This is a genomic window from Parafrankia sp. EUN1f, assembly GCF_000177675.1.
Taxonomy (GTDB): Bacteria; Actinomycetota; Actinomycetes; order Frankiales; family Frankiaceae; genus Parafrankia.
Map to the genome: position 1 here is coordinate 1 of NZ_ADGX01000388.1, position 695 is coordinate 695.

A 695-nucleotide genomic window follows, 5' to 3' on the forward strand; every position below is an offset into this window, starting at 1 on the left:
TGCGGGAGCCCGGGGGTGCGATTCCCCCGGGCCACCCGACCGGCGTACTTCGCCAAGGATCATCGGTGAGCGATACGTTCGAGTTCATCGATGCGGAGTACGCCGCCCGCACCACCACGAACACCATCACTGAGACACCGTCCGTCACCCAGATGTGCGCGTGGCTGGGCGTGTCCCGCTCGGGCTTCTATGAATGGCGCGACCGCCCCGTCTCCGCGACCGCGACCCGCCGCGGCGAGCTCGCTGCCCTCGTCGACCGGTCGTTCACCGCCTCCGACGGCACCTATGGCTACCGGCGCGTGCACGCCGACCTGTGCGCCTGGGGGCGCCCCTGCAGCCTCGAACTCGTCCGCGCGCTCATGCGGGAGCAGGGCCTGGAGCCGTGCCAGCCACGCCCCTGGCAGCACACCCTGACCGAGCAGGGCCAGGACCCCGCCGCGATCCCCGACCTGCTGCAACGCGACTTCACCGCCGACGCCCCGGGCACCAAGATGGTCGGTGACATCACCTACATCCCGACCTGGGAAGGCTGGCTCTTCCTCGCGACCGTCATCGACTGCCACACGAAAGCCGTCATCGGCTGGGCCATGGACGACAACTACAAGACCGGGCTCATCGACACCGCCATCACCATGGCCGCTCGTAACCACCAGCTCACCGACGGAGCGATTTTTCATTCGGACCGCGGAAGCAAC

1 protein-coding gene is annotated in these 695 nt (G+C 68.3%); it reads left to right on the forward strand.

What is annotated here, in order from left to right:
- Nucleotides 1–65 precede the first annotated feature (65 nt).
- Nucleotides 66–695: IS3 family transposase (locus FREUN1FDRAFT_RS39260; protein WP_006546025.1), on the forward strand; the 630-nt coding region annotated here is incomplete at its 3' end.